1 protein-coding gene is annotated in these 513 nt (G+C 71.2%); it reads right to left on the bottom strand.

Translation table 11 applies throughout. The features are described from left to right. The coding region (locus L810_RS42235) for a GIN domain-containing protein (protein WP_042978348.1) at positions 1-513 on the bottom strand (513 nt) is incomplete at both ends.

The raw sequence follows: 513 nt of genomic DNA on the forward strand, positions 1-513 counted from the left end.
CGCCATGCACGACGATGTCGCCGGAGCCCGCGACGCGCGCCCGGACTTCCACCTGCACACGCGCCACGATGTCGCCCGAGCCGCTGACCGACAGATCAGCCCGCTCGGCCGCCAGCTTGCGCGCCTCGACGTCACCCGACCCGGCCACGCGGGCGTCCAGACTCCCGACCTGGCCGGTGGCGATGATATCGCCCGAGCCAGTCACTTCCAGCTCGAGGCGCGGCTGCCGCAGGTCGTGCAGGGTGACCACGCCGCTGCCCTTGAGCTTCACGGCAGGCAGTGCGGGCAGGACGACGCCGACCACCACGCGCTCCTGGCGCAGCGACACGGCGGATCCGTTCGGCAGGCCGCTCACGATGTTGCCGTTGCCCATCACGATCGAGCCGACCGAGCCGCGGAACACCATGACGCTGCCGCCGACCGCGATCGTGACCCCCTCGCGCTCGACGACGAGCTTGTCGTCCTTGTAGGTCGTCTTGACGGACGCCACCGCATCAGCGGTCTCGCCGGCGA

It is taken from the genome of Burkholderia sp. AU4i (genome assembly GCF_000466765.1).
GTDB classification, from domain to species: domain Bacteria; phylum Pseudomonadota; class Gammaproteobacteria; order Burkholderiales; family Burkholderiaceae; genus Burkholderia; species Burkholderia cepacia.